Below are 20,900 nucleotides of genomic sequence, written 5' to 3'. Positions count from 1 at the left end.
CGGGCTTCGGCGAACGAGCGCCCGTGCGGCATCGGCGCCGTGGCGGCCGGGCCGAGGCTCTGGTCGAGCCCGCCGGCAGCGCGTGATCCGGTCCCCGAAGGGGTGTGCGGGTCCGGCTGCCGGCTGGGCGGGCGCTTCCATTAGCCTGGCCCCGCGGAGCGGCAGGCGACGGTACCTGTCGCGGACGAATGGGAGGACGATGGTGCGGACCTGGCTGACCGACCGTTTCGGAGTGGACGTGCCGTTGGTCGGGGCGCCGATGGCGGGGGTGGGTGACGGGCGGCTGGCCGCGGCGGTGTCCGCGACGGGCGGGCTGGGCGTGATCGGGGTGCCCCCGAAGGCGCCGGCCTCGTGGATCTCCCAGCAGGCCGCCGTCGCCGCCGCGGGCGGGCGCCCGTACGGCATCGGGCTGATGGCCTGGGCGCTGCGCGACAACCCCGGCCAGCTCGACGCGGTGCTGGAGGCGCGGCCCGCGCTGGCGTCGGTGAGCTTCGGCGACTTCGCCGGCTACGTGGAGCCGCTGCGGCGGGCCGGGATCGTCGTGGCCGTCCAGGCGGGCACCACCGAGGAGGCGCGGGCGGCCGAGCGGGCCGGGGCGGACGTGGTGGTGGCCCGTGGCGCGGAGGGCGGCGGGCACGGCCGCAACGAGGTGGCCACGCTGCCGCTGCTGCAGGGCGTGCTGGACGCGGTGAGCGTGCCGGTGCTGGCCGCGGGCGGCATCGCCACGGCCCGCGGTCTGGCCGCCGTGCTGGCCGCCGGGGCGGAGGGCGGCTGGGCCGGGACGGCGTTCCTGGGGTGCGCCGAGACGATGCTGTCCGAGGCGGGCCGGGAGCGGGTGCTGGCCACCGGGGAGACGGGCACGGCGTACGGGCGGGTCTTCGACGTCGCGCAGCACCTGGCCTGGCCTCCGGAGTTCGGCGGGCGCGCGCTGCGCAACGCGTTCTTCGACCGGTGGAACGGGCACGAGGAGGAGCTGGCCGCGGACGAGGCGGCGCGGGCCGAGCTGGAGTCGGCCCGCGTGGAGGGTGACTTCGACACCGCCTACGTCTACGCGGGCCAGGCGGTGGGCCTGGTGGAGCGGCAGCGCACGGCCGCCGACGTGGTCGCCGCCTTCGCCACCGCCGCCACGCTCCTGGGCCGCTTCGGTCGTCCCTAGTCCCCCGTCATCGAGCTGCCGGGCGTTTCGGGGAGCCGGGCGAGAGGTCGCGGCGGAACGTCACGATCTCCCGGCAGTCCATCGGAACCTGGCGCGGCCGGTGCACGTGGCGGACCTGCCACCGGTAGACGTGCTCCCCCGCCACCAGCCGCGATACGCCCCCTTGCGCCGCACCATGCCGGCACCCCTATCCGCCCGTGCGCGGGCCGGTGGGCGGTGCAGTGGGTAAGGGGCAGTGTGGAGGTGAAACCGTGAGCGGTGACGACGTGCGGGACGCGGGTGAACGCGCCCTCAGCGGTCTGCTGCAGACCATGCACCTGGCCGCGATGGAGGACCTGCCGCTCCGGGCGGCCGAGCACGCGCGGCTGGTCGGCTTCTCCGACCTCGCGATCTACGTGACCGACCTGCAGCAACTGCTCCTCGTGCCGCTGCCGGGCCAGCACGGCGCGGACGGCGGGCCGCTCGACACCATCCGGATCGACGGCACCATGCCGGGTCGCGCCTTCCGCGTGGTCGAGATCGTCCGCACCCGCGCCGTCGGCGACCCCGAAGGAGTGGCGCGGCGGTTGTGGCTGCCGCTGCTGGACGGCACGGAGCGGGTCGGCGTGCTCGGCCTGACCGTTCATCAGGAGGCGGCGTCCCGGGACGGGGCGCTGCTCGAGCAGCGGGCCAAGGATCTCGCGTCACTGGTGGCGCTGTTGGTGATCAGCAAGCGGCCGCACAGCGACTCCCACGCCCGGCTGGTACGCGCCCGCCCCCTGACCCTGTCGGCCGAGGTGCTGTGGAACCTGCTGCCTCCGGGCACGTTCGCCAACGACGACGTGGTGATCAGCGCCGCCCTGGAGCCCGCGTACGAGATGGGGGGCGACGCCTTCGACTACGCCCTCGACGGCCACACCCTCTTCCTGTCCGTCTTCGACGCCATGGGGCACGACACCTCCGCCGGGCTGACCGCGTCCGTCGCCATGGGCGCCGGCCGGAACTGCCGCCGGCACGGGATGGACCTGTGCGCGACCGGCGAGGCCATCGACGCGGCGATCAAGGCGGAGTTCACCGGCCGGTTCGCCACGGGCATCCTGGCCGAGCTGGACGTGCGCAGCGGACTGCTGACCTGGGTCAACCGGGGGCACCACCCGCCGCTGCTGATCCGGGAGGGCCGGCTGGTCGCGACCCTCGACAGCGTCCCCGACCCGCCGATGGGCTTCGGCCTGGACGTGTCCACGGGCATGCTCCGCTACCAGCTCCAGCCCGGCGACCGGCTGCTGTTCTACACCGACGGCATGATCGAGGCGCAGAGCCCCGGCGGCGAGCTGTTCGGGCTGGAGCGGTTCATCGACTTCGTCATCCGGCGCGAGGCGGACGGGATGTCGGCACCGGAGACGCTGCGGCGGCTGATCCAGGCCATCCTGGAGCACCAGCGCGGCCGGCTCCAGGACGACGCGACCGTGCTGACGGTGGAGTGGCAGACCCGGCGCCGCTACCAGCTCACCCTGTGACGTCCCGGCACGTGCGATGATCGTGCCGCGAAAGTCGACGATCGCGGTGAGAGGCGGACAGTTGCCGGAGCAGCAGGGGCGTCGGGTGCCCGGAGCGGAAGGCCCCTTGCGGGCGGTGACCCTCGGCACGTCGGGGCTGGGCCGCCGGCCCGGCGACGACGAGCTGGCGGACGCGCTGCTGTCCGGCCGGTTCCGGCAGCTCGACACCTCCAACGAGTACGCGGAGGGCCGCAGCGAGACGCTGATCGGGCAGGCGCTCGGGAAGGCACCCGGCAAGGCGCAGGGGGTGACGATCTTCTCCAAGGCGGACCGGGACCCGGACACGGGGGTGTTCGACGGTGACCGGGTGATGCGCTCCTTCGAGGAGACGATCTCCCGGCTCGGCGTCGAGACCCTGCCGGTCTACCACCTGCACGACCCGATGACGATCACGGTTCGGGAGGCGATGGGGCCCGGCGGCGCGGTGCCGGCCCTGGTTTCGCTGCGCGAGCAGGGGCTCGTCGGCGCGATCGGCATCGCGGCCGGCGGGTGGGGCACCATGGTGCAGGACTACATCCGTACGGACGCGTTCGACGCGGTCCTCACCCACAACCGCTACACCCTGGTGGACCGGCGCGCGGAGGACATCCTGCGGCTCGCCACGGACCGGGACATGACGGTCTTCAACGCCGCGCCCTTCGGCGGCGGCATCCTGTCCGGCTCGCCGCGCCACGCCGGCACCTACGGCTACCGGCCGATCTCGGCGGAGTTCGGCCGGCACGTCGAGCGGGTGCGGGAGCTGTGCGAGCGGTGGCGGATCGGCCTGGCGGCGGCCGCCCTGCACTTCTCCCTGGCCGAGCCGCGCATCCACTCCACGGTGGTCGGGATCACCTCGGTGCGGCGGCTGGAGGAGCTGGGCGACCTGGTGGACACGGTGATCCCGGACGGGTTCTGGGCCGAGCTGGCGGCGCTCGGGACGCCGCCTCCGTCGCCGGTGGACTGAGCGGACGTTCGCGCGATCACGGTTCGGGTAGGTGGGCAGCCCCCTGAGAGAGGAGAGGCGTGCCGCTCGAACAGCGAGTCCACACCGCGCTGGGCATGAGGGTCATGAGCTGGCGCGGCCACGGCCCGGGCCCGGCGGTCGTGTGCGTGCACGGCGCGGGGGTGTCCAGCCGGGAGCTGCTGCCGTTCGTCCGCGTGCTGGGCGCCACGCACGACGCCTGGAGTCTCGACCTGCCCGGGTTCGGCCGCAGCGAGAAGCCCGCAGAGCCCCTCACCCTGGAGACGCTCGCCGACGCGGTGGCCGACTGGCTGGCCGTGACCGGGCTGGAGCGGCCGTGCCTGCTCGGCGGGTCCTTCGGCTGCCAGGTCGTCGTGGACCTGGCGGCCCGCCACCCGGGCCTGGCCGGCGCGCTGGTGCTGACGGGCCCGACCGTCGACCCGTACGCGCGCACGCCCGTCCGGGTCGTGGGCCAGTGGCTGCGCAACTCGGTACGCGAGAGCCCGCGCATGGCGCCGCTGAACGTCGCCGACTACGTCGACGCCGGACCGCGCCGGGTGCTGGCCAGCTTCGGCACCTCGATGCGCGACCGGATCGAGGACAAGCTGCCGCACGTCGCCGAGCCCGTCCTGGTGGTGCGGGGCGGCAAGGACCGGATGGTGAGCCAGGCGTGGGCCGAGGAGGTCACGCGGCTGCTGCCCAGGGGGCGGCTGGTCGTCATGGACGGCCTCCCGCACATGGTCCCGTACCGCGATCCCCGGGGGCTGGCCCGCGAGGTCGCGGCGTTCCTGGAGGAGGTGGCCGCGTGAGGCCGGGCAAGGCGGTGGCGTCGTTCGACTCGGCGACCGGCATGTTGCGGGCGCTGTCGCGGTTCCTGCACGACAAGGACGTGCCGCTGCTCGGCCAGGGCCCGGCGGCGCTGGAGCCGGTGGCGGCCGCGCTGCTCGGCGGGGCGGGGCGGCTGCCGCGCAAGGCCAAGGAGCGGGCATACGCCGTGAGCGGCTGGGCCGAGGCCGTGCCGATGCGCCGCGTCCCGGAGATCCGCTCCGAGGAGCTGGCGGGGTGGGTGGCCGGGCACTACCCGCGCCGCCCGTACCCGGTCGCCTTCGTCGGCTCGTCCAACGGCGCCCTGGTCCACCTGGCCGCGGCGCTGCGCGCGCCGTGGCTGCCGCAGACGCTGCTGCTGCCGGTACGCCGCCGCGGCGTCCGCCCCGACGACCCGCGCGGCGACCTGCGGGTGACCCGGGGCGCCGGGCGGGCGCTGCTGGACGCGAACCCCGACCTGGTGCTGCACCACATGCACGACGCCAACCAGGATCGCCTGATGATCGCGGGCATGACGTACTTCCGGGTGAAATGGCGGCGCCTGGCCGAGGCGTACCGGCGGTTCCTGGAGGAGTCGCTGCCGCCCGGCGCGACGCTGGTGGTGGTGGACTGCGGGCTGCGCTGGCCGGCCACGGAGGTGGGCCCGCGCCACCTCTTCCAGCACGGCGCGCTCGGCGGCGCGACCCGCGAGGAGTACGAGCACGGCGGCCCGCGCGTGGCCCGCTACCTGGCCCGGTACGGCGCCGGGCGGTCCGCGTGGGACTACCCCGAGGCGGACGGCGAGCACCCAGAGGCGGAGTGGGGGTTCCAGCCGGAGCTGCTCGGCGACCTGACGGAGCTGGCGGAGCGGAACCGGTGGCGGCTGGTCCGCATGCGGTTCGGCGAGCCCGAGGCCCTGAGCCCGGTCGTGGCGGACCTGTACCGGAGCTGGTACCAGCGCCGCGGGCTGCCCGGCGACCGGCTGCTGGTGGAGTGCTTCCTGCTGCTGGAGCCGTGGTGGACGCTGCGCAGCGGGTCGGTGCCGTACTGGATGGTGTTCAACACCGGCCAGTCGCACGCGCACGCGATGTCCTACCTCGACGACGCGGACCCGTTCGACGAGATCAGGCTCATCCTGTTCTCGCACGGCGTGGACTCGGTCGGGCTGGCGGGGATCGACGACTGGCGCGCGCTGCTGGCGCGGGGGCGCAAGCTCGGCGTGTTCACCGGGGCCGACACCGACGCGTACCCGCGTGACTTCGCCGGGCTCGTGCGGGCGCACCGGGAGCTGGCGCGGATCCGCACGACGTACCCGCTGCCGCTGCCGCTGGAGTGGCCGGTGGCCGAGGAGTTCCTGGCCAAGCGGGAGGAGCTGGAGTGGCACGCCGGCTAGGGCAGGCGGAGCAGCCCCTCGTGCCGGACCGCCCAGGAGGCGGGGAAACCGGGTGAGGGCGGGCCGCCGTCCCAGCCCCTGGCCATGAGCGCGACCGCCGCCAGCAGGCCGCCGTTGCCCGGCAGGTAGACGGGCAGGGTGGCGCTCTGCCGGTTGTGGCCGTTCGGCAGGTACGCGTTCTTGGCCACGGGCCGCAGCAGCGCCTCCACGGCGGTGGCCGGATCGCCCAGCCTGGTGGCGGTCATGGCGATCGCCGGGTGGTCCCAGCCCCACGTCGTCTCCCAGTCCCAGGTGGCCAGCACGTCGGCGAGCGTGGCGCGCATCGTGCCGGCGTCGATGAGGCGGGTCTGGGGGACGAAGCCGAGCGCGTACAGCATGGAGGGGTGGTCGTCGCGCACGGTGTACGGCGGCGCGTCCATCGCCGCGTACACCCCGCCGCGCACGCGGGGGGCGGCCATCCCGGCGGCCACCTCGGCCCAGTGCGGGTTGGGGCCCAGCCCCATCAGGCGCCGCCAGCGCTGCGCCACCTCCAGGGCCCACGCCCAGTACGCCAGCTCGAACGTCGGGTTGGCCGCGCTCGCCCGCACGTCCGCGTACGACTCCTGGGCCGGCACCAGCGGCGGCCCCAGCCCGTACCCGCCGGGCCCCTCGACCGCGAACGCCGCCATGAACGCGGCCGTGTCGAGCACGAGGTCCGCGTACCGGGCCAGCGCCCGCCGGGTGCCGACGGCGCGGCGGACCAGCTCGGCCAGGAAGATCGGGTGCGGCTGCTGCCAGAGCAGGAACGGCCCGATCGGGCTCGGGCTCTCCCGCCCGTCCGGGCCCACCTGCTTGGGCCAGCGCGCCCCGGGGCAGCCCTGCGCGGCGGCGGTCTCGCGGGCGCGGGGCAGGATGGCGGCGTACCAGCCGAGGCTGCGCTCCAGCAGCCCCGGCCGTCCCCAGAGCGGAAAGTGGGCCGCGTGCCACCAGTGCATCTCCAGGTGGAAGCGGCCGCGCCAGCTGTTGGCCATCAGCCCGGTCTCGGCCGGCGGGGTGGACCCGGCGCAGTGGATCGCCGTGAGGTACTGCGACAGCACGATCCGCCGCTCCAGCTCCGGGGCCCGCTCGTCGCGGCTGCCGGACAGGTCGACCGCGCCGCCCGTGCTCCAGAACCGGGCCCAGTGCCGTCCGGACGCCGCCATCACCTCCCCGAACCCCGGCAGGTGCCCGGCCCCGCGCGCGTCGAACCCGATCACCAGCTCGGCGACCGGCTCGCGGAAGGTGATGAGGAACTCGTGCGCCCCGCACCGCGCCACCTCGCCCCCGCCGGTCACGGCCACCGCCACGTCGTACGCGGTCCCGTCCAGCACCCGCGCCACCGTGAACCCGCCCGCCGAAGCCCGCAGCTCGGACGTGTGCGCCTCCGGCCGCGACCAGTCGGCCGCGTTCCCCCACGCCTGCGACCCGTACGGGAACGCCAGCCGCACCCCCGCCTCGGTCAGGCCGGGCGACTCGATCCGCACGGCCAGGACGTCCCGCTCGGGGTGGCAGGCGGTGACGACCCGGTAGGGCGTGCCGCGCAACCGGAAGCGGCTGGTCAGCGTGCCGGTCCACAGGTCGAGCCGCTGGCGGGCGCCGCTCAGGTCGGCGGGCGACAGCGGGGCGGCGCCGGGCCGGGCCAGCCCGATCCGCCCCAGGTCCAGCCGGTGCGGGTTGGCGCGCAGCCACGACTCGGCGGCCGACGCGGGCGCCTCGGCGGAGCCGCTCAGGTCGCCGCGCATGTCCACGTACGGCACCGGCCCGTGCGGCGTCCGGTAGGTGCGCATGGTCTCGGCCAGCCCGTACGAGCCGGGGACGCTGTGCCAGCCCCATGACGCCATGGTGGCCAGCAGCGTCCCCGGCCCGGTGCCGGAGCGGTCCTCGACCGGGTAGGAGGCCGGGAAGGTCTGCAGCCCGGTGACGTCCACCGTGAAGCAGAGCCCCCCGTTGCCCACCGACAGCGGCGACTCGGGCAGGATCCCGGTCACCTCGACGGCGTGCCGCCCGGCCAGCTCGCGGCGGTCGATCACTGCTTGATCGCCGTCCCGACCTGCTGGATGAAGTCCGCCGCCGCGGCGGCGGGCTGCTCGCGGCCGAACAGCACCTCGGCGTTGACCCGGTCCAGGATCTTGGGCGTGTCGGTGGACCCGGCCGGCCCGATCACCAGCGGCGGCCCGGCCTTCGGCGTGAGCGCGTCGATGAACGCGGCCTGCGCCTTCTCCGGCTCGCCGAGCACGCCCTGGATGGCCGTGCGGACGTCGGAGTTGGCCGGGATGCCCCGGTCGGCCAGGATGATCTTCCCCGCCTCGGGGCTGTTGACCAGGAAGTCCACGAACTTGGCCGCCTCCTGCGGGTGCTCGGACTTGGCGTTGATGCTGTAGATCTGCGAGGCCTGCAGCCACATGCCGGGCTGGGCGGCGCCACTTTCACCCGGCACCCGCATCAGCCGCAGCGGCTGCCCGGCAGCCTTGCTCAGGGCGCTGAGCTGGTTGCTCCAGTCGAACTGCATCGCGGCCTGGCCCCGGCCCATCAGCGACTGCTCGGGCGCGGGCTGGGTGATCAGCTCGGCGGTCTGCGAGGCCGGCGGGGTCGCCCCGGCGCTCTGCAGCTCCAGCGTCATGGTCCACCAGTCCACCAGGGTGCTGTCGCTGATGCCGACCTTGCCGTCAGCGGTGTAGAGGGCCTCGCCGCGCTGGCGCGAGTACACGTCCAGCGTGTCGGTCCTGGTCGGGTCGGCCAGCGCGAACGTGCCCTCGGGCACCTTCCCGGACAGCTCCTTGGCGATGCGCTTGAAGTCGTCCCAGGTCCAGGTGTCCTCCTCGGGCAGCGGCACCCCGGCCTTGTCGAACACGGCCTCGTTGACGACCACGGCGATGGCGTTCACGCCGGTGGGCACGCCGTACTGGACGCCGCCGAACTTGCCGTTGTCCAGGGCCGCCGCGCCGATCCTGTCGGTCTTCAGCCCGACCTTGGCCAGGTCGAGCAGGGCGCCGCGGTCGCCGTACTCGCGGGGGTAGGCGCCGCCGAGCGTGATGACGTCGGGCGCGCGCCCGCCGGCCACCTCGGTGGCCAGGCGGTCGAAGTAGGAGTTGAAGTCGGTGAACGAGCCCTTGACCTTGATGCCGGGGTTCTTGGCCTGGAAGGCGTCGATGACGCGCTGCGTGGCGGCCGCCCGGTCGTTGTTGCCCCACCAGCCGAAGCGCAGCTCGACGGTGCCGTCTCCCCCGCCGGACGAGCCGCCGCCGCAGGCGGAGGCCGCCAGCAGCACGCCGGCCAGGCAGAGCGCCGCCAGGCCACTGGATCTTGTCGACATGGCCCTTCTCCATCTATGAGAACGTTTTAATCGCAGATCAGCGAAAGCCGGTCGTGGAGATGCCCTGCGTCAGGTAGCGCTGTCCGGCGAGGAAGAACCCGAAGATCGGCGCCAGCCCCACGATCGACATGGCGAAGAGCTGGCCCCAGGCCGTCTCGCCCTGGCCGTCCATGAACGAGCGCAGCGCCACCGGCATGGTCCACAGCTCGGGATCGGTCAGGAAGATGAGCTGGCTGAAGAAGTCGTTCCAGGTCCAGATGAAGGTGAACAGCGCCGAGGTGGCCAGCGCCGGCACCGACAGCGGCATGATGATCCGCCAGTAGATCCTGAAGTGACCGCAGCCGTCGATGCGGGCCGCCTCGTCCAGCTCCTTCGGCAGGCCGCGGATGAACTGCACCATGAGGAAGATGAAGAACGCGTCGTGCGCCAGGAACTTCGGCACGACCAGCGGCAGGTTGGTGTTGATCCAGTCGAGCTGGGAGAACAGCACGTACTGGGGGACGATGAGCACGTGGATGGGCAGCATCAGCGTCGCCAGCATCATGGCGAAGAAGATCTTCCTGCCCCGGAACTCCAGCCGCGCGAACGCGTACGCGGCCAGCGAGCACGACAGCAGGTTGCCCGCCACGGCCAGGATCGCGATCATCGCGGAGTTCAGCAGGTAGTAGTGGAAGGGATGGTCGAGCGCCGTCCAGCCTTCGACGTAGTTGCCCAGGTCGAGCCGGCTGGGCCAGATCGACGGGTCGCGGAAGATGGTCTCGGTGGGCTTGACCGAGCTGGACACCATCCACAGCAGCGGATAGAGCATCACCAGGCCGAAGCCGATGAGCAGCGCGTGCTTCGACAGGCGGCGCGACCGGCCGCCGGGGGCCCTGAGCTCAGTTGCCATAGAACACCCACCGCTTGGCGAAGAGGAAGTTGATCCCGGTCAGCACGGCGATGAGGGCCAGCAGGACCCACGCCATCGCGGAGGCGTAGCCCATGTCGAACGAGCCGAAGCCGCGCTCGTACAGGTAGAGGGTGTAGAGCAGGGTGGCGTCCGACGGCCCGCCCCGGCCGCCGCTGATCACGAACGCCTGCGTGAAGCTCTGGAAGGCGCCGATGAGCTGCAGGACCAGGTTGAAGAAGATGATCGGGGTCAGCATGGGCAGCGTGATGTGGAAGAACCGCGACACCGTCCCGGCACCGTCCACCTGGGCCGCCTCGTAGTAGGAGGCGGGGATCTGGCGCAGGCCGGCCAGAAAGATGACCATGGGCGCCCCGAACGTCCACGCGTTGAGCAGGACCAGCGTGCCCAGCGCGAAGTCCGGGTGGGCCACCCAGCTCACGCCCTCCACTCCCACCATGGCCAGGAGCTGGTTGACCAGGCCGTCCTTGCCGAAGATCTGCCGCCACAGGATGGCGATGGACACGCTTCCGGCCAGGAGCGACGGCAGGTAGTAGACCGACCGGTAGAAGCTCAGGCCGCGTACGCCGCGGTTGAGCAGGAGTGCCAGCGCCAGCGCCAGGACGAGCTGGATGGGCACCGACACGAACACGTAGACGAACGTGACCAGCAGCGACTTGTGCAGCCGCGGGTCGTCCAGCATCTGGCGGTAGTTGCCGAGCCCGAGCCATTCGGGCGGCTTGAGCAGGCTGTACTCGGTGAACGAGAGGTAGAGGGAGGCCAGGATCGGACCCACGGTGAACAGGGCCATGCCGATGAACCACGGCGTGAGGAAGAGGTAGCCGACGCGGTCCTTGGGCGGGCCGCTCGGTCGCGGTGCCGGCGAGAGGTCGACGGGCGGCGGGTGTGGGGGTGTGAGCGGGGTGACGGTGGTTTCGGGGGGATCCAAACGTTTGCTCATCTAGCACCCTTCGCAGTCGCGCTGAGCCGCACGCGACCGGGATAAGCAGGGGCACAAGCCGTGATGTCTTGTGAGTAACCAGTTTCTAACATCGCCCACATCGGGTGTCAACGCTCGGTTAGCGAGGCACTGAACTGGGTGAACAGGTCTTGCGTGCCTCGTGGCAACCGGTTGTAATGCAAGGTGAGAAACCGGTATCTCGACGTCGGTGCCCGTCCGGGGGCGTCCGGCGATTTAATGCATGCGGCAAACGGGCCCGAGCGTGCGGGGAGAGCGGATGAGGGCGAGCGCCGGAGACGGTGACCAGGACGGGTCGGCCAGGGAGGAGACGCCGGTTGCTCCCGTCCGCCCGGGCGGACGGCGCGGGCCGCGACCGGCCGGCCCGGCCACGATCAGCCGGGTCGCCGAGGCTGCCGGGGTCTCGCGGGCCACGGTGTCGCGGGTCATGAACGGCTCGCCGACCGTGAACCCGGAGCTGGCCGCCCGGGTGCGGGCCGCGGCCGAGGAGCTGGACTACGAGCCGAGCGTGGCCGCCCGCCGGCTCGCGCTCGGCCGTACCGGCACGGTCGCTCTCGTCGTCCCCGACCTGGCCAACCCGCTCTTCCAGGGCGTGCTGCGCGGGCTCAGCCAGGCCGCCGGCCAGGCGGGCCGCCAGCTGCTGGTGGCCGAGTCCGACGAGGACCCGGAGGAGGAGGTGATCCTCGCGCTGGAGGCGCGGCGCAACTCCGACGGGCTCGTGCTGGCCTCGCCCCGCGCTCCGGGCGGGCGGCTACGCGCGCTCAGCGACAGGCTGGCGCCGTTCGTGCTGGTCTACCGGGAGATCCCCGATCTGGGCGCGCCGTCACTGTCGATCGACAACGCCGCGGGCATCGGGGAGATCGTGGCCCACCTCACCGGCCTCGGCCACCGCCGCGTGGCCTATCTCGCCGGCCCGGCGGGCAGCGCGGGCAACGCCGAGCGGCTCGCCGCGCTGCGCGCCGCGCCCGGCCTCGACCTGACCGTGCTGCCGTGCGGGTCGATGTTCGACCACGGCCACGCCGCCGCGCCCGCGGTGGTGGAGTGCGGGGCCAGCGCGGTGGTGGGCTTCAACGACATGGTGGCCTCGGGCGTGCTGACCGGCCTGCACGAGCTGGACGTACGGGTGCCCGGCGAGGTGTCCGTCACCGGGTTCGACGACATCCCGTTCGCCCGCTACACCACCCCGCCGCTGACCACGGTGTCGATCCCGAAGAGCGAGCTGGGCCGGCAGGCGTGCGAGCGGCTCTGGGCGCTGATGAACGGCGAGAGCGGCGGCTACGACGTGCGCTACCGGCCCCGGCTGCTCGTCCGCGACAGCACCGGGCCCGCGCCGTCCTGATCCCTCCGGCGGCGGGTCACCACTCGGCGAAGGAGCCGTCCGGGTGGCGCCAGATCGGGCCCCGCCAGCGGTGGCCGCGCTCGGCCGCCCGCTCCACGGCCCGCTCGTCGATCACGATGCCCAGCCCCGGCCGGGTGGTGCGCTGCGCGTAGCCGCCGCCGAAGGTGAGCGGCCCCGGGTCGACGAGGTAGTCGAGGACGTCGTTGCCCTGGTTGTAGTGGATGCCGACGCTCTGCTCCTGGATGAGGAAGTTCGGGATGGCGAAGGCGAGCTGCAGGCTGGCGGCCAGCGAGATGGGGCCGAGCGGGCAGTGCGGGGCCATCGCGACGTCGTACGCCTCGGCCATCGCGGCGATCCGGCGGACCTCCGAGATCCCGCCGGCGTGGCTCACGTCCGGCTGGGCCACCGCGATGCCGCTGGGCAGCACGTCGCGGAAGTCCCAGCGCGAGTACAGCCGCTCCCCCGTGGCCAGCGGGATCGACGTGGCCGCGGCAAGCGCGGCGAGGTTCCGGGAGTGCTCGGGCAGCACCGCCTCCTCCACGAACAGCGGCAGGTACGGCTCCAGCAGCGGCAGCAGCCGCCGCGCCATCGCGGTGGACATGCGCCCGTGGAAGTCGACCACCACGTCGTTGTGCTCGCCGATGGCCTCCCGCACGGCCGCCACCCTGGAGACCACCTCGTGGGTGCGGGCCGGGGTGTCGACGGCGGTCAGCTCGCCCGAGCCGTTCATCTTGACGGCGGTGAACCCGGCCTCGATCTGCGCCGCCGCCAGGTCCGCGACCTCGGCCGGCCGGTCGCCGCCGATCCACGCGTACATGCGGACCCGCTCGCGCACCGGCCCGCCCAGCAGCTGGTGCACGGGCAGCCCGGCGGCCTTGCCCGCGATGTCCCACAACGCCTGGTCGATCCCGGCGACCGCGCTGGACAGCACCGGCCCGCCCCGGTAGAAGCCGCCCTTGGTCAGGACCTGCCAGTGGTCCTCGATGCGCAGCGGGTCCTCGCCGATCAGATAGTCGCTGAGCTCGGCGACGGCCGCCTGGACGGTCTCGGCCCGCCCTTCGACGACCGGCTCGCCCCAGCCGGTGACGCCCTCGTCGGTGCGCACCCGGAGGAAGAGCCAGCGCGGCGGGACCAGAAAGGTGTCCATGGACACGATCTTCATTCGGGTTCGCCTTCCCTAGGAGGAGGTGGTGGAAACGCTCCAGCCGCCGTCCACGTTGAGGCAGGCGCCGGTGATGAACGAGGCTTCGGGCGCGGCCAGGAACGCCACGGCGGCGGCCACCTCGTCCGGGGTGCCGAACCGTCCGGCCGGGGTCTCCCTGATCGTCGCCTCGCGGCCGTCCTGGTCGATGCCGTCCCAGGCAGGGCTCATGATCGGGCCGGGGACGACCGCGTTGACGCGCACGGCGGGGGCGTACTCGACGGCGAGCTGCCGGGTCAGCGACTGCAGCCCGCCCTTGGCCGCCGCGTACGGGGCGCAGCCCGGGACGCCGGTCTGCGCGTGCACCGACGAGGTGACGACGAGCGCGCCCGAGGTCTCGGCGAGCAGCGGGCAGAACGTGCGCGCGGCCAGGTAGGCGGCCTTGAGCGCGACGTCGATCTGCAGGTCCCAGTCGGCCTCCGGCATCTCGTGCACCGGCCGGGCGGGCACGACGCGGCCGGGGCCGTTGGCGTGCAGCACGTCCAGGCGGCCGAAGCGGCCCCGCACCTCGTCCAGGAGCGCGGCCCAGTCGCGGGCCGAGGCGACGTCGCAGTGCGCGAAGACGGCCTCTCCCCCGGCGCCGGAGAGCTCGGCGGCCAGGTGCTCGCCCGGCCCGTCGGCGATGTCGGCCAGCAGCACGCGGGCCCCCTCGGCGGCCAGGCGGCGCGCGGTGGCGGCGCCGATGCCCGAGGCGGCGCCGGTGACCAGGGCCACCCGGCCCTCGAAGCGGCCGCTCATGGTCGGGTTGGACAACAGGACTCCTCAGGATCTGCGCGGGGACTGCGGGACGCAGTAATTAATACTATTACTTTCGGCTTCAGTATGCTTTATTCGGGGAGCCTGAACGATCTACGGGAACGGTGGCCAGGGTGCGGGCATGGCATGATTCCGGCATGGCGGACATCGGCGGGGGCGGGGCCCACAACCGGGTGGTCGGCAGCCTCGGCACGGCCATCGTCAACGGAGACCTCGCCCCTGACGAGGACCTCGACGTGGCCGCGCTGCAGGAGCGGTTCGGGGTGAGCAGGACCGCGGTGCGCGAGGCGCTGCGCGTGCTGGCCGCCAAGGGGCTGGTGGGCGCCCGGCCGCGGCGGGGGACGTTCGTCGCGCCGCGCGAACAGTGGGCCCTGCTCGACGCCGACGTGCTGCGCTGGCGCTTCGCCGCCCGGGTGGACGAGCGGTTCCTCGACGAGCTGGGCGAGGTGCGCCTGACCGTGGAGCCGGCGGTGGCGCGGATGGCGGCGCTGCGGCGTACGGACCGGGACCTGGCCGCCCTGGAGGACGCGCTGGCCGCCATGCGGGCCGCCGACGGCCGGTCCGCGGGCGACCACGTGGCGGCCGACCTCGCCTTCCACCACGCCCTGCTGCGCGCGGCGCACAACGAGCTGATGGCGCAGATGGCCACCGCCATCGAGGCCGGGCTGCGGCTGCGCGACCAGTTCGTGCACACCACGCTCGGCGGCGAGTCCACCGACAAGCACGCCGAGGTGCTGCTGGCGGTGCGCAGGCAGCGGCCGAAGGCGGCCGAGACCGCGATGCGGGTGCTGGTCGAGCGCTCGATCGCGGACGTCGACCTGGCCAAGCAGGTCCACGGCGACCGGGGTCAGCCGGCGCCGGCCCCGACCACGGTGCGGGACAGCGGGACCAGCGTGGCCCCGCGCAGCTCCAGCACGCTGCCGCCCGGGTAGGCGGGCGGGCGGGCCTGCGGGGACAGGTAGACGGGGGCGTCCTCGCGCAGCGGCAGCAGCCTCAGCTCCAGCCCGTGCTCCAGCAGCTCCGTACGGAACCGGCGCAGGCCGATCTCCCAGGGCGGGCCGTACCAGAACTGGTCGGCCACCAGGCGCCCGCCGATGTAGGCGCGGCCCACGTCGCCGACCCAGTCAAGGCGCAGCAGCACCTCGTCGTCCCCTTCCAGGGCCTCCGGGGGGACGGTGAGGTGGTAGACGGCCGCGTCGTCGAAGTCGGCGTCAACAGGCGCCGAGGCCCGGCCGGAGGCCGCGTCGACCACCGGCCGCCGGGCCGGCCCCGCCTCTTTGACGGCCTCGACCGTCACGACCCGGCCTCCCCCGCCCACGGGCCCGGGCACCGGCAGGACCCCGAACACGCCGTCGGCCTCGCCGGCGAGCTCCGGCGCGGGAAAGACCAGCACCCTGTCCCGGGCCTCCCCCAGTGTCCTGGATCCCGCGCTTCGGGAACGGACGGCGCGCGCCGTCTCGCCCGCGCCGCCGTACACCACGAGACGGTCGCCGTCGATCACGGCGGGCCGGTCGCTCAGGACGAGCCGGTCGGCCCCCCAGAGCCGGCCGCGCGTCGCCGTGAGGGCGCTGTCGTGATCCAGCACGAGCACGCCCGCCGTCCCGCCGCCCGCATCGGTCACCCGGAGCAGGCAGCCCGGCCCCGGCCGCAACCCGCTCACCACGACCTCTCCCCCGTCCCGCGTCACCGTCGCGGGGCCCTCGATACCGGCGACGGTGGCGGCGTCGAAGACGAGCTCCACCGGGATGCCCGCCGTCTGCGTGAAGACGTGCACGGGCTCCCCCGCGGTCCGGGCGGCCTCGGGCGCTGCCGCACCCGCCCCGATCACGCACACGGGCTGTGCCGTGGCGGTCAGCAGCACGCTCCGCCCGACCCGCCGGGCGAGCGGCCAGGCGAAGAACGCCCCCGGCAGCACCGTCACCGGCTCGCGCGGGACGACGAGCTCGCGCCCGTCCAGCTCGACCGCGAACCGGACACCCTCATGGGCCGGCAGCGTCTCGACGGGCTGGTGGTTGTTGACGAACAGGAACCCCGAACACCCGTCGGACCGCACGGCCCAGCGCAGGGCGTCCCGGTCGGCGGTGTCCTCGGGCGCGCCCGGCGGCATCGTCAGCGTCATCGTGGCCAGATCGGGCCCGTCGCAGCCCAGCCACAGGTGCTGCAGCCGAAGGTGGCGGTAGGACTCGCGGAACTGGCCGAACTCGCCGAGCGGCGCCTGGAAGTCGTAGCCGATCACCGGGCAGTCGTTGGGGTAGCCGGTGGCGTGCGACTCCTGCAGCGTGGACAGCGCGCCGACCTTCTGGGACGCCCCGTGGTACATGTAGTAGCCCTGCCACACCGACCCGCTCCCCAGCTTGACCAGGGCCAGGGCGGCGATGTCGGCGGCCGCCACGATGGGGCGTCGGTGGTAGGAGGTGTACATGCCGCCGCCCAGCTCGCAGGTGGCGAACGGGTAGCGCGCCAGCTGGGTTTCGTCCGTGGCGGCCACCTCGGTGGTACGCAGGTCGGCGCCGATCGAGTCGTCGTCCCGCCCGGGGCCGAAGAAGTAGTGCGCCCGGCTCTGCCGCGGCCAGCCGTCGTGCGCGGTGTCCCAGGCGGCCTCCGGATAGCCGCCGAACAGCGGGATCAGCTCGTCCGGCGGCAGCACGGCGTGCCCCCAGCCGGTGGCCGTCCACAGCGGCGCATCGATGCCGGCCTCCTTGGCCAGGCGCTTGAGGGTGAGCAGGTGGCCGGGCTGGTCGTGCAGCTCGTTCTCCACCTGTACGGCCACCACGGGCCCGCCGTGCGCCCGGGTAAGCCCGCGGAGCCGGGCCCCGATCTGCTCGAAGAACGGCCGGACGAGCGCGAGGTAGCGGGGGTCGTCGGTGCGCGGCACGCAGCCGGCGGCGAGCAGCCAGTCGGGGAAGCCGCCGTTGCGCGACTCCCCGTGCGCCCAGGGGCCGATCCGCACGACCAGGTCGAGGCCCAGCTCGAAGCAGATCATCGCGAAGCGCCGCAGGTCACGGTCGCCGCTCCAGTCGAAGACGCCGCGGCGCTCCTCGTGCAGGTTCCAGAAGACGTACGCGGCGACCGCCGTCACGCCGCCGGCGCGTATTTTGAGCAGCTCCTCCCGCCACTCCGCGGCCGGGTAGCGGCCGTAGTGGAACTCCCCCGTGACCGGGAACCACGGGCGGCCGCCGCGGGTGAGGTGGCGCGAGTTCACGGTGATCGCGCCGGGCTCGTCCGGGGGGTCGCCGAGCCGGAGATGTCCCTGGAGGGGCGGGGGTGTCTCGCGCGGCACGGTGACCCGCCGTACCGCCGGAGCCTTGGTCTGCCATCGCGCCACGAGTTCGTACAGTACTACTGACAGATACTGCTAACGCAGCCGGTGATCCAGGGCGGGCGCGAGGTCCGTGGTGGTCAGCAGCAGGGCGACGACGTAGTCGATGAGATGGTCGCGATCGGTGTCCACCTCGCCCCTGAACCACGCCGACAGCAGCTCCCACAGGCCGCTCACGATGGTCAGCGCGGTCATGGCGAGATCGGTCTCGCTGAGCGGCACCTCGTCGAGGAGTTCGTGGACCTGCGCGGTGAAGATGCCCGCCAGCACCCCGGTGATCCGCCGGCGGCGCTGCTGCAGCAGCGGGCTGGCCGGGAACTCGTACGCGAGGATGCGGGCCCGGCGCGGGTCGGCGGCCAGGAAGTCGACGATCGCGGTCACCACGGCCGTGGTGCGGGCGCGCAGGCGGCGCGGGGCGCCGTCGGCCACCGCCTGGATCATGTCGGTGGCCTGCCCGGCCTGGTCGTCGACGACGGCCAGCAGCAGGGCGTCCAGGTCGGCGAAGCTCTCGTAGAAGTAGCGGTCGTTCAGCCCCGCCCGCGCGCTCACTCCCCGGACGGTCGCGGCGGCCCAGCCCTGGGTGCCCAGCAGGTCGAGGCCGGCCGCCAGCAGCGCGGCCCGCCGCCCGGCGCGGCGCTGCTCGGCGGGCACGCCTCGGTACGGGCGCACGGGAGGGCGGTGAGGCGTCACAGCCCCGATTCTGCCGTAGCCCTTGACGGGTCCGGGCAAATCTGGTGATGGTTAACACCAAATACACCTGTTGCAGAGGCGGTGGATCGTGGCCACGGATCAGCAGCCTGTGGACCTCTCTCCGGCCGACATCGATCTGAGCGACCTGCGGTTCTGGGAGCGGCCGGCGGCCGAGCGGGCGCGGGCGTTCGCGATGTTGCGCGCCGAGCCCGGTCCGCGGCACTTCCGCCTGCCCAAGGTCCCCTTCCTGCGCCAGGACCCCGGGGCCTGGGCCCTCGTCCGCCACGCCGACGTCCTGGAGGCCAGCCGCCACCCCGAGATCTTCAGCAGCGAGCCGAGCGCCACCAGCCCGACCGACCTGCCCCGCTGGATGGACGGCTACTTCAACTCCATGATCGACATGGACGACCCGCGGCACGCCAAGATCCGCCGCATCGTGTCCCGGGCGTTCACGCCGAAGACGCTGGCCAAGGCGGAGGACGACATCGCCCGCCGGGCCGCGCGCATCGTGGACGAGCTGATCGCGGCCGGCCCCGGCGACTTCGTGGCCCGGGTGGCGATGCGGCTGCCGGTCGAGGTGATCTGCGACATGCTCGGCATCCCGCCCCGCGAGCACGCCCGCGTGGTGCGGCTGACCAACATCGTCGTCGGCTACACCGACCCCGAGTACGTCGGCTCCCCCGTCGACTACACCGGCGCCAGGGCGAAGGTCGGCCGGTTGCGCGCGGCCCGCCTGCTGGGGACGGTGGCCCTGGCGGGCTGGCAACTGCACCGGCTGGCCGCCGAGCTCGGCAGGCAGCGCCGCGCCGCCCCGACCGGCGACCTGACCTCCGCCCTGGTCAACGCCAACATCGACGGGGAACGGTTGAGCCCGCGCGAGTTCGCGGCGTTCTTCCTGCTGCTCGTGGTGGCCGGGAACGAGACCACCCGCACCGCGATCGCCCACGGCCTGAAGCTGTTCACCGACCACCCCGAGCAGCGTGAGCTGCTGCTGTCCGACTTCGACACCCGTATCGGCGGCGCCATCGAGGAGATCGTCCGGCACAGCTCCCCGGTCATCTTCATGCGCCGCAACCTCACCCGCGACCACGACCTGAACGGCCACCTGTTCAAGGCCGGCGACAAGGTCACCCTCTGGTACGCCTCAGCCAACCGCGACGAGAGCGTCTTCACCGACCCCGACGCGTTCGACATCACCCGCTCCCCCAACCCGCACGTGGGCTTCGGCGGTCCCGGCCCGCACTTCTGCCTGGGGGCGAACCTGGCCAGGCGGGAGATCGCGGTGATGTTCCGGGAGCTGTTCACCCGGGTGCCGGACATCAGGGCGGGCGAGCCGGACCGGCTCCTGTCCAGCTTCATCAACGGCTACAAGCGCCTGCCCTGCACGTTCCGCTCCTGAAGCTCAAGCGGTTCCATACCGTCCGCGCATACTCCGGCTGAACACCACCCGGGCGGCCCGCGTATCTCCCCATGAGACGACGCGGAGGAGGCGGCGGAGTGACGGTGTCGTTGGCGGTGTCGGCAGCGGTGTCGGCGGCGAGGTTCGTGGCGGGGCCCGTTACGGGCTCCGTGACGGGGCTCGTGCGAGCGGCGGCGGCCGTGGCGCTGGCCGCGACGCTGACCCTGGCCGCCATGCCGGGCGCCGCCCTGGCCGACCCGTCGCCCGCCCAGGCCAGGGCCAGGCTGGTGAAGCTGAACGAGCAGGCCGACCAGCTGGTCGAGCGCTTCAACCAGGCGACGGAGACGTACAAGAAGGCCAGGAAGAAGTACGAGACGCTCGACGCCGAGCTCGCCGGCAAGGCGGCGCAGGCCGACGCCCTGCGCACGGAGCTCGTCACGGTGGCGGTCCAGGAATACCAGTTCGGCTCCGGGCTGCACTGGCAGCGGTTCGTCATGAAGGGCACCCCGGAGGAGATCCTCAGCGGCATGGCCTCCCTGGAGCAGATCGCCCAGGACAGGGCGGCGAAGCTGCGGGCCTTCGAGGCGGCGACCAAGGACCTGCGCGACCGGCGCGACGCGGCCAGAACCGCGCTGGCCGAGGCCGACGACGCGCGCGACAAGGTACGCCGGGAGCAGGCGAAGGTCGACAAGCTCGTCAGCGCGCAGACGAAGCTGCTGCGCCGGCTGGGCGCGTTCCGGACCGGCAACCCCCGCAGCACCGGCCTGACCTACACCGGCCCGGCCTCCGGCAACGCCCGCGAGGCCCTGCAGTTCGCCTTCGCCCAGGTCGGCAAGCCGTACCGGTACGGCGCCACGGGGCCGAGCTCCTACGACTGCTCGGGCCTGGCGCAGTCCGCCTGGCGCGCGGCGGGCGTACAGCTGCCCCGCACCACCTACACGCAGTGGAGCTGGGGCGCCGACCGGCGCGTGCCCCTGGACCAGGCGCAGCCCGGCGACCTGCTGTTCAGCCGGGGGCTGGGGCACATGGGAATGTACGCGGGCGACGGCAAGATGGTCCACGCGCCGCAGACCGGGGACGTCGTCAAGGTGGTCGACCTCGACGACTACTGGCGCAACCGCCTCATCGGCGCGGTGCGCCCCTAGTCGGTGCCGCGCGCCCTTGGTCGGTCG

The 20,900-nt window shown here is 73.4% G+C and carries 17 protein-coding genes; 9 read left to right on the top strand and 8 right to left on the bottom strand.

The annotated features are described in order from the left end of the window. Nucleotides 1-199: 199 nt before the first annotated feature. The 5 genes from AB0J69_RS27110 to AB0J69_RS27090 all read left to right on the top strand — a co-directional run bounded on the left by AB0J69_RS27110 (nucleotide 200) and on the right by AB0J69_RS27090 (nucleotide 5,828). Nucleotides 200-1,156 carry a nitronate monooxygenase gene (locus tag AB0J69_RS27110; RefSeq protein WP_364122611.1) on the top strand — a complete coding sequence of 319 codons (957 nt, stop codon included), beginning with the start codon at nucleotides 200-202 and terminating at the stop codon, nucleotides 1,154-1,156. Nucleotides 1,157-1,407: 251 nt separating this feature from the next. Then, nucleotides 1,408-2,652, top strand: coding sequence for a PP2C family protein-serine/threonine phosphatase (locus tag AB0J69_RS27105; RefSeq protein ID WP_364122609.1), 1,245 nt, complete (start codon nucleotides 1,408-1,410; stop codon nucleotides 2,650-2,652). Between the two features lie 85 nt (nucleotides 2,653-2,737). Next, a complete protein-coding gene (locus AB0J69_RS27100; RefSeq protein ID WP_364122607.1) occupies nucleotides 2,738-3,634 on the top strand; it encodes an aldo/keto reductase in 897 nt (298 codons plus the stop codon). A 59-nt stretch (nucleotides 3,635-3,693) separates the two neighbouring features. Further along, complete coding sequence (locus AB0J69_RS27095) at nucleotides 3,694-4,440, top strand: alpha/beta hydrolase (protein ID WP_364122605.1); 747 nt, start codon at nucleotides 3,694-3,696, stop codon at nucleotides 4,438-4,440. Then, nucleotides 4,437-5,828, top strand: a complete 1,392-nt coding sequence (locus AB0J69_RS27090) for a hypothetical protein (protein WP_364122603.1) — start codon at nucleotides 4,437-4,439, stop codon at nucleotides 5,826-5,828. The genes AB0J69_RS27095 and AB0J69_RS27090 overlap by 4 nt, the downstream gene beginning before the upstream one ends. On the opposite strand, the gene AB0J69_RS27085 is transcribed toward AB0J69_RS27090, so the two are convergent. The 4 genes from AB0J69_RS27085 to AB0J69_RS27070 are packed head-to-tail and all read right to left on the bottom strand — an operon-like array spanning nucleotide 5,825 to nucleotide 10,856. Next, a complete protein-coding gene (locus tag AB0J69_RS27085) occupies nucleotides 5,825-7,876 on the bottom strand; it encodes a hypothetical protein (protein WP_364122601.1) in 2,052 nt (683 codons plus the stop codon). The two genes, AB0J69_RS27090 and AB0J69_RS27085, sit on opposite strands and share 4 nt — an antisense overlap. Next, nucleotides 7,873-9,159 carry an extracellular solute-binding protein gene (locus tag AB0J69_RS27080; protein WP_364122599.1) on the bottom strand — a complete coding sequence of 429 codons (1,287 nt, stop codon included), beginning with the start codon at nucleotides 9,157-9,159 and terminating at the stop codon, nucleotides 7,873-7,875. Before AB0J69_RS27080 ends, AB0J69_RS27085 begins: the two co-directional genes overlap by 4 nt. Before the next feature lie 37 nt (nucleotides 9,160-9,196). Next, nucleotides 9,197-10,048: a carbohydrate ABC transporter permease gene (locus AB0J69_RS27075; RefSeq protein WP_364122597.1), complete on the bottom strand. Its 852-nt coding sequence runs from the start codon at nucleotides 10,046-10,048 to the stop codon at nucleotides 9,197-9,199. Beyond that, nucleotides 10,038-10,856, bottom strand: coding sequence for a sugar ABC transporter permease (locus tag AB0J69_RS27070; protein ID WP_364122640.1), 819 nt, complete (start codon nucleotides 10,854-10,856; stop codon nucleotides 10,038-10,040). Before AB0J69_RS27070 ends, AB0J69_RS27075 begins: the two co-directional genes overlap by 11 nt. 427 nt (nucleotides 10,857-11,283) lie before the next feature. Between AB0J69_RS27070 and AB0J69_RS27065 the strand changes: the two genes are divergently transcribed. Beyond that, nucleotides 11,284-12,363: a LacI family DNA-binding transcriptional regulator gene (locus AB0J69_RS27065; protein ID WP_364122595.1), complete on the top strand. Its 1,080-nt coding sequence runs from the start codon at nucleotides 11,284-11,286 to the stop codon at nucleotides 12,361-12,363. 16 nt (nucleotides 12,364-12,379) lie between these two features. On the opposite strand, the gene dgoD is transcribed toward AB0J69_RS27065, so the two are convergent. Together dgoD and AB0J69_RS27055 are read right to left on the bottom strand one after the other, a co-directional pair. Continuing rightward, the gene (gene dgoD / locus AB0J69_RS27060) at nucleotides 12,380-13,525 is read right to left on the bottom strand and encodes a galactonate dehydratase (protein WP_364122593.1); all 1,146 of its coding nucleotides are present in this window, start codon (nucleotides 13,523-13,525) and stop codon (nucleotides 12,380-12,382) included. Between the two features lie 15 nt (nucleotides 13,526-13,540). Beyond that, nucleotides 13,541-14,317: an SDR family oxidoreductase gene (locus AB0J69_RS27055; protein ID WP_364122591.1), complete on the bottom strand. Its 777-nt coding sequence runs from the start codon at nucleotides 14,315-14,317 to the stop codon at nucleotides 13,541-13,543. A gap of 140 nt (nucleotides 14,318-14,457) precedes the next feature. Between AB0J69_RS27055 and AB0J69_RS27050 the strand changes: the two genes are divergently transcribed. Further along, entirely contained in the window at nucleotides 14,458-15,252 is a 795-nt protein-coding gene (locus AB0J69_RS27050) for a FadR/GntR family transcriptional regulator (protein WP_364122589.1), read from the top strand. Here AB0J69_RS27050 and AB0J69_RS27045 read toward each other — a convergent pair. Beyond that, nucleotides 15,168-17,645, bottom strand: coding sequence for a beta-galactosidase (locus AB0J69_RS27045; protein ID WP_364122587.1), 2,478 nt, complete (start codon nucleotides 17,643-17,645; stop codon nucleotides 15,168-15,170). The genes AB0J69_RS27050 and AB0J69_RS27045 overlap by 85 nt on opposite strands. Before the next feature lie 30 nt (nucleotides 17,646-17,675). Next, nucleotides 17,676-18,329, bottom strand: coding sequence for a TetR/AcrR family transcriptional regulator (locus tag AB0J69_RS27040; protein ID WP_364122585.1), 654 nt, complete (start codon nucleotides 18,327-18,329; stop codon nucleotides 17,676-17,678). A gap of 109 nt (nucleotides 18,330-18,438) precedes the next feature. On the opposite strand from AB0J69_RS27040, the gene AB0J69_RS27035 reads away from it, so the two are divergent. Then, a complete protein-coding gene (locus tag AB0J69_RS27035) occupies nucleotides 18,439-19,728 on the top strand; it encodes a cytochrome P450 (RefSeq protein WP_364122583.1) in 1,290 nt (429 codons plus the stop codon). 98 nt (nucleotides 19,729-19,826) lie between these two features. After that, on the top strand, nucleotides 19,827-20,873 hold the full coding sequence (locus AB0J69_RS27030) for an NlpC/P60 family protein (protein ID WP_364122581.1): 1,047 nt from the start codon (nucleotides 19,827-19,829) through the stop codon (nucleotides 20,871-20,873). Nucleotides 20,874-20,900: the final 27 nt, after the last annotated feature.

Origin of the sequence: Nonomuraea sp. NPDC049709 (genome assembly GCF_040674815.1) — a bacterium.
Classification (GTDB): Bacteria; Actinomycetota; Actinomycetes; order Streptosporangiales; family Streptosporangiaceae; genus Nonomuraea.
The sequence above is the reverse complement of the archived record's forward strand: the minus strand, read 5'-3'. Positions and strand labels throughout refer to the sequence as shown.